The 6,835-nt window shown below is 66.2% G+C and carries 5 protein-coding genes and 1 rRNA gene; all 6 read left to right on the forward strand.

Translation table 11 applies throughout. The annotated features are described in order from the left end of the window. Window positions 1-100 precede the first annotated feature (100 nt). The 6 genes from VNN10_11880 to VNN10_11905 all read left to right on the forward strand — a co-directional run bounded on the left by VNN10_11880 (window position 101) and on the right by VNN10_11905 (window position 6,795). The gene (locus VNN10_11880; protein HXH22719.1) at window positions 101-1,219 is read left to right on the forward strand and encodes a DNA-directed RNA polymerase subunit alpha; all 1,119 of its coding nucleotides are present in this window, start codon (window positions 101-103) and stop codon (window positions 1,217-1,219) included. Continuing rightward, window positions 1,219-1,575 (forward strand): 50S ribosomal protein L17, encoded by a 357-nt coding sequence (gene rplQ / locus VNN10_11885; protein HXH22720.1) that lies wholly within the window; start codon window positions 1,219-1,221, stop codon window positions 1,573-1,575. The genes VNN10_11880 and rplQ overlap by 1 nt, the downstream gene beginning before the upstream one ends. A gap of 299 nt (window positions 1,576-1,874) precedes the next feature. After that, a complete protein-coding gene (locus tag VNN10_11890) occupies window positions 1,875-3,101 on the forward strand; it encodes a CoA transferase (protein ID HXH22721.1) in 1,227 nt (408 codons plus the stop codon). A 131-nt stretch (window positions 3,102-3,232) separates the two neighbouring features. Continuing rightward, window positions 3,233-4,057, forward strand: a complete 825-nt coding sequence (locus VNN10_11895) for an enoyl-CoA hydratase/isomerase family protein (protein HXH22722.1) — start codon at window positions 3,233-3,235, stop codon at window positions 4,055-4,057. A 7-nt stretch (window positions 4,058-4,064) separates the two neighbouring features. Further along, window positions 4,065-4,847, forward strand: coding sequence for a tRNA pseudouridine(38-40) synthase TruA (truA, locus tag VNN10_11900; protein ID HXH22723.1), 783 nt, complete (start codon window positions 4,065-4,067; stop codon window positions 4,845-4,847). Between the two features lie 449 nt (window positions 4,848-5,296). Beyond that, a 16S ribosomal RNA gene (locus VNN10_11905) occupies window positions 5,297-6,795 on the forward strand. Window positions 6,796-6,835 lie beyond the last annotated feature (40 nt).

The following is a 6,835-nucleotide window of genomic DNA, read 5'->3' on the forward strand; positions in this document are numbered from 1 at the left end:
CCCCGGACGACCTCCACCTGCCCGCCAGCGGCGGGAAAGGGGAGAGGGGGTTCTGTAAAGTCGCTTTCCCGGGAATGGTGGGAGGTACATGGTAGTGACAATGGAAGCGGGCGTTCCTCAGCTAAGCCTCGAAGAGGAATCAGAGGGGACGTTCGGACGCATAGTAGCGGAGCCGCTGCAGGCCGGTTTCGGGATTACCCTCGGTAATGCCCTGCGGCGCACGCTGCTCAGCGCCCTCCCCGGCACGGCTATCACGGCCGTACGCATCGAAGGAGTCGAGCACGAATTTTCGACGCTGCCAAACGTCAAGGAGGACATGGTCGAGTTCCTCCTGAACGTGAAGGACATCCGCATCCGCTCCCTTACGGAGCGGCCCGGCAAGATGTATCTGGACGCCCAGGGCGAAGGCGAGGTGACCGCGGGCAGCATTCAGCCGACGGCGGACTACGAGATCGTGAACCCGGAGCTGCACCTGGCGACCCTGGAGTCGCCGGACGCCCGGCTGTCCGTGGAGTTCACGGTGGACGTGGGGCGCGGCTACGTCCCGGCCGGCAGCGCCGATGGTTTGCCAATCGGCGTGATCCCGGTGGACGCCATTTACTCGCCCGTGCGGCGCGTGAACTATCGCGTCGAACCGACGCGCGTCGGCGTCACGAACTACGATCGCCTGATCCTGGAGGTGTGGACGGACGGCACCATCTCGCCGATGGACGCGGTCCGCAGCGCGGCCGACCTGTTGACGGACCAGTTCGCGGCCTTCTCGCGCTTCGGCCGGCCGCAGTCCCCCATGGCGGGACGCGGCCTCGGGTCGGGCGCGGCCCTGCCTCCCGACCGCTACAACACGCCGATCGAGGACCTCAACCTGTCCGTGCGCGCCTACAACTGCCTCAAGCGCAGCGGGCTGATGACCGTCGGCGCGGTGCTCGAGAAGAGCGAGGAAGAGCTGCTGGCGCTGCGCAACTTCGGCCGCAAGTCCTACGATGAACTGCGCGAGAAGCTGATCAGCATGGGCTTCCTCCCGCCCGACGCCGAAGGCATGGGCGGCGGCCTGGGTGCCGCGCCGGCGGCCGCCGCAGGGCCGGCGCGTTCCATGACCTTCGAGCCGGACATCGAGGAAGGTGAGGAGCTTGGTCCCGTGGCAAAGGCCCTCCTGGAGGCCTTGAAGGAATCCGGCGCGCAAGACCTGCTCCGGCGCAAGGACGAAGAGGAGGAGGCCTGATGCGACACGGAGTCGCCGGACGCAAGTTCGACCGCCCGACGGCGCACCGGATGGCGATGTTCCGCAACCTGGTGACGGACCTCCTTCGCTACGAGCAGATCAGGACGACGGAGGCGAAGGCCAAGGAGATCCGGGGCATGGCCGAGAAGATGATCACGCTCGGCAAAGACGGTAGCCTCGCCGCGCGCCGCCAGGCGCTGGCCTTCATCTACGACAAGGACGTTGTCCGCAAGGTCTTCGATGACCTCGCCTCTCGTTACCAGGGCCGCTCGGGCGGCTATACCCGCATCATCCGCCTGGGCCCCCGTCTCGGAGACGGGGCGCCGATCGTGAGTCTGGAGCTGGTGCAGGAGTAAGCGCCGCCGGGCACGGAGCCTGATTCGTGGATCCGGGGGAGACCACTTCGGTTCGTGGCTGGCCGGGTCCGACCGCGGTCGGCGTGTGGCGCCGGCATTGCCTCCGCATCCAGGCTCAACGTTGACTCCAACTTCGTTTGCCCTTCGACTGAGCTGAGGACGAGCCGCCGGCTTTGGCGAGGCAGGGGACGCGGCGGAAGGCAGCGGGCACCGGAGACGAAGGGGACGACGTGGCCGGCGAGCCGGATGAAGGCCTTATACTGTCGTCCCAGCGGCTTTCCATTGCCACAGGAGGGCGGATGAGCACGAACGGGAGCGCGAACCCGGGGCCACTTGCCCACATCAAGGTCCTCGACCTCTGCCTCGCCCGCGCCGGGCCGACCGCGGTCCGCATCCTGGCCGACTTCGGCGCCGAAGTGATCCAGGTGGTCCGGCCCTCCGAGACGGGGATCGACGCCAGCCTGCCGAACTTCGACCGCGAGAACGTGCACCGCAACAAGCGGTCGATTGCCCTGGACCTGCAGACGGACGCCGGCCGGCAGGTCTTCTACCGCCTGGCGCGGGACGCCGACGTCGTAGTCGAGAACATGCGGGCAGACGTGAAGTATCGCCTCAGGGTCGATTACGAGACGCTGCGCGCGATCAACCCGCGCATCATCTATGGCAGCATCTCTGGCTTCGGGCAGGACGGGCCCTACTCCTCGCGTCCGGGTGTGGACCAGATAGCGCAGGGCATGGGCGGCCTCATGAGCATCACCGGCCCGCCCGGAGGCGGCCCCTGGCGCGTCGGCATCCCGATTTCGGACCTGTGCTCGGGCATGTACCTCGCCCACGGCATTATGGCCGCGATCATCGAGCGCGAGCGGTCGGGCGAGGGGCAGTGGGTGCAGACCTCGCTCCTTGAGGCGATGATCGCCATGCTGGACTTCCAGGCCACTCGCTGGCTAATCGCCGGCGAGGTCCCGCCCCAGGCCGGCAATGACCATCCCACCGCCTTCCCGATGGGTGTCTTCCCGGCGAAGGACGGCATGATCAACATCGCCGCCTCGGGCGACCGCATGTGGCGCGACTTCCTGAAGGTGATCGGCGCGGAGCACCTGGCGGAGGACGAACGCTTCCGCACGCCGCGGGGGCGGGCTACACACCGCGCCGAGCTGCGCGCGGAGGTCGAGGACAGGCTCCGGCAGCGGACCTGCCAGGAATGGATCGAGGCGTTGAACGCCGTGGGCGTGCCCTGCGGGCCGATACTCACGGTCGATCAGACCTTTGCGGACCCCCAGGTCCTGCATCTGGCGATGGCGCAGGAGGTCCACAGCGACACCTACGGCGACCTCACGATAGTGCGCAACCCGGTGCGACTCTCGCGCACCTCCACCTCGCTGCGCCGCGCCGCACCCCTGCCCGGGGAGCACACGGTGGAGGTGCTACGCGAGTACGGCTACTCAGACGACGAGATCGCAGCATTGCAGGAAGCCGGCGCGGTGGGCCGCAGAGAGGTGGCCACCGGCGCCGCCAGTACAGGCTGAGGGAGTGCGAAACGGCGTGCGGAGCGCAGAGCCGGGAGGTCAGGGCCGATGTCGGGTCTGCTCTGCACTCGCCACGCTGTACTACGCGCTGGCCGCTCAGGAAGCCGGCACAGACACTCGTGGAGGAATCGATGTCCGTAGTTGAGGTCGAGCGCGGTGACGGAGTGATGGTGATCCGCATGAACCGGCCGGAGAGGCTGAACGCCCTCGGCCTGGACATGCGTCAGGGCCTGGCGGCCGCGTGGTGCGAGTTCCGCGACAGTCGGGATATGGAAGTGGCCATATTCACCGGCACCGGCCGCGCCTTCTGCGCGGGCGAGGACATGAAGGAGTCCGTAGAGCGCGGCATGCCCACGCGCATGGACCCGAACGCCCCCCGCCTCGAGAACCCGTACGACGCGGGCACGCTCATGAAGCCGGTCATTGCGGCGATCAACGGCTACGCCATGGGTGGTGGCTTCATGCAGGCGGAGCGCGCCGACCTGCGGATCGCGGTGCGCGGCGCTATCTTCGAGATGTCGGAGGCCAAGCGCTGGCTGCTTGGCGGCTACAACCATGGCTTCATCGGCAACATCTCCCACGCCGTCGCCACGGAGATGGCATTCGCCTACCGCTTCAGCGCTGAGCGGCTGTACGAGCTCGGCTGGCTGAACCGCCTGGTGGACCCGGAAGACCTGATGACGGAGGCGCAGGCCATGGCGGCGCACCTCCTGACGCTGCCGCCGGCTTCTCGCGTCAACACGCTCGTGATGATGCGCGCCATGAGGCCGCGAGTGCCGGAGGAGCTGGAAGAGCTCGCCAGCCGGCTCCGGAACCACGGCGCCCAGGAGGACCTGATGGAATCGCGCCGCGCCTTCGCCGAGAAGCGGCCCCCGAAATTCAAGGGCTGGGACGACCCGGAAGACCGCTATCGCACGCCAACCCTCGAGTCGATCCGGAGCGAACGCCGCGACTGACAGCCTTGTGGGTCTGCCGGTAACCGAGAGCGCGGCGCAGCGGCGGATCGCCCTCCTCCTGGAATACGAGGGGACGCGGTACGCCGGCTCCCAGTTTCAGGCAAACGCCGCCACGATCCAGGGCGAACTCGAGGCCGCGATAGGCAAGGCGACGGGCGAGCGGGCGCGCGCTTCCTTTGCTGGCCGCACGGACTCAGGCGTGCACGCCCTGGGCCAGGTGGCCGCCTTTACCACCACCTCCCGCCTGGACCCCCAGACCATGCGAGATGCCCTCAACGCCTGGCTCCCGCGCGACATCGCAGTTCTCGCGGCGGCGGATGCAGACCTCTCGTTCGACCCCAGGCGCCAGGCCCTGCGGCGCACCTATCGTTACGTCATCGAGAATCGAGCCGTCCGGCCGGCCATCGGCAGGGATCTCTGCTGGTACGTCGCGAAGCCTCTGGACATCGAGGCCATGCAGGCTGCGGCACCCGCGCTGGTCGGCGAACACGACTTCGCTGCCTTTGGCGGCGCGCTCGAGGAACCGGGGGCGAGCACCGTCCGCCGGCTGGAGGCCTTCGAAGTCCGTCGCGAAGGCTCCAGGGTCACCATAGAGGTGACGGCGAACGCTTTCCTCCCCCACCAGGTACGGCGCATGACAGGGGCGCTCGTACAGGTCGGGCTGGGCAGGCTGACGCCAGAGGCGTACGGCGCGCTGCTCGTCGCGGCGCCGTCGAGTGCCGGCCCGGCCGCGCCGGCGAGGGGCCTCTACCTGGTGCGTGTCGAGTACGAGCGCGACCCGTTCGCGTGAGGTGGCCGGAGGAGGAGTTCCAGGGAGGGACACGACGCGGGCTGGCCAGGGAACGGGCTCCGGACGGCGGCACGAGCGCCGATAGTGGACGAAGCGCCTTGAAGGGCGCGCCGGGGCGCGCTATTATGTTCGAGGTATTGATGATGTAAGCGCCGCCGGGGGACGGCGGCGGTCCTGCGCCGGGAAGAGAGCGGGTTTGACCCCTCGGGGACCGGCTGCTAGGATGCTCTGGTACTACGGCCCCTTTACAGAGATAGACGCGTCCAGGCGCCCTTCGTTGACGGGCGCCGGTGCGCGTGCTACGATGGCCGTCGGCTCTGCGGCAGGGGACGCCTCTGGCGCTGGGCCGAAGCACCTTGACAGCTGAATAGCGGAAGGAAGTACGGGTGAGACCCGTTTCCTTGAAACGGAAATCCGGACTCCGTCGAAAGACGTGGTCTGACAAGGATCTTACGGAGAGTTTGATCCTGGCTCAGGATAAACGCTGGCGGCGTGCTTCAGGCATGCAAGTCGAACGGACGTCAGGGCTTCGGCCCTGGCGTTAGTGGCGGACGGGTGAGTAACACGTAAGTAACCTACCCGGAAGTGGGGGATAACCCGCCGAAAGGCGAGCTAATACCGCATGTGGTGTCATTCCGCAGGGAGTGCCACTAAAGGAGAAATCCGCTTCCGGAGGGGCTTGCGGCCGATTAGCTAGTTGGTGGGGTAATGGCCTACCAAGGCGACGATCGGTAGCTGGTCTGAGAGGACGGTCAGCCACACGGGGACTGAGACACGGCCCCGACTCCTACGGGAGGCAGCAGCTAGGAATCTTGGGAATGCGCGAAAGCGTGACCCAGCAACGCCGCGTGGGCGATGAAGGCCTTCGGGTTGTAAAGCCCTTTTGCGGGGGAAGATGATGACGGTACCCCGCGAATAAGCCACGGCTAACTACGTGCCAGCAGCCGCGGTAATACGTAGGTGGCAAGCGTTGTCCGGATTTACTGGGCGTAAAGCGCGTGCAGGCGGTCCGTTAAGTGCAGGGTGAAAGCTCCCGGCTCAACTGGGAGAGGTCCTTGCATACTGGCGGACTCGAGGGGGGTAGAGGAGAGTGGAATTCCCGGTGTAGTGGTGATATGCGTAGATATCGGGAGGAACACCAGTGGCGAAGGCGGCTCTCTGGGCCCTACCTGACGCTGAGACGCGAAAGCGTGGGGAGCGAACCGGATTAGATACCCGGGTAGTCCACGCCGTAAACGATGAACACTAGGTGTGGGGGGTATCGACCCCCTCCGTGCCGAAGCTAACGCAATAAGTGTTCCGCCTGGGGAGTACGGCCGCAAGGCTAAAACTCAAAGGAATTGACGGGGGCCCGCACAAGCAGCGGAGCGTGCGGTTTAATTCGTCGCAACGCGAAGAACCTTACCAGGGCTTGACATGCTAGTGGTACCGATCCGAAAGGTGAGGGACCCTTCGGGGAGCTAGCACAGGTGCTGCATGGCTGTCGTCAGCTCGTGCCGTGAGGTGTTGGGTTAAGTCCCGCAACGAGCGCAACCCCTGTTGCCAGTTGCATTCTCTGGCGAGACTGCCCCGTAAAGCGGGGAGGAAGGCGGGGATGACGTCAAGTCAGCACGGCCCTTACGTCCTGGGCCACTCGCACGCTACAATGGCCGGTACAATAGGTTGCCAAGGAGTGATCCGGAGCTAATCCAGAAAACCGGCCTCAGTTCAGATTGCAGGCTGAAACCCGCCTGCATGAAGGCGGAGTTGCTAGTAAACGCCGGTCAGCACACGGCGTTGAATACGTTCCCGGGCCTTGTACACACCGCCCGTCACGCTATGGGAGCCGCTAACACCTGAAGTCGCTGAGCTAACCGTAAGGAGGCAGGCGCCGAGGGTGGGAGGGGTAACTGGAGCGAAGTCGTAACAAGGTAGCCGTAGCGGAAGCTGCGGCTGGATCACCTCCTTTCTAGGGAGTGCTAACGAGCGCTAACCACCTCCACGGTGTT

The sequence above is a fragment of the Dehalococcoidia bacterium genome (assembly GCA_035574915.1).
GTDB lineage: Bacteria > Chloroflexota > Dehalococcoidia > DSTF01 > WHTK01 > DATLYJ01.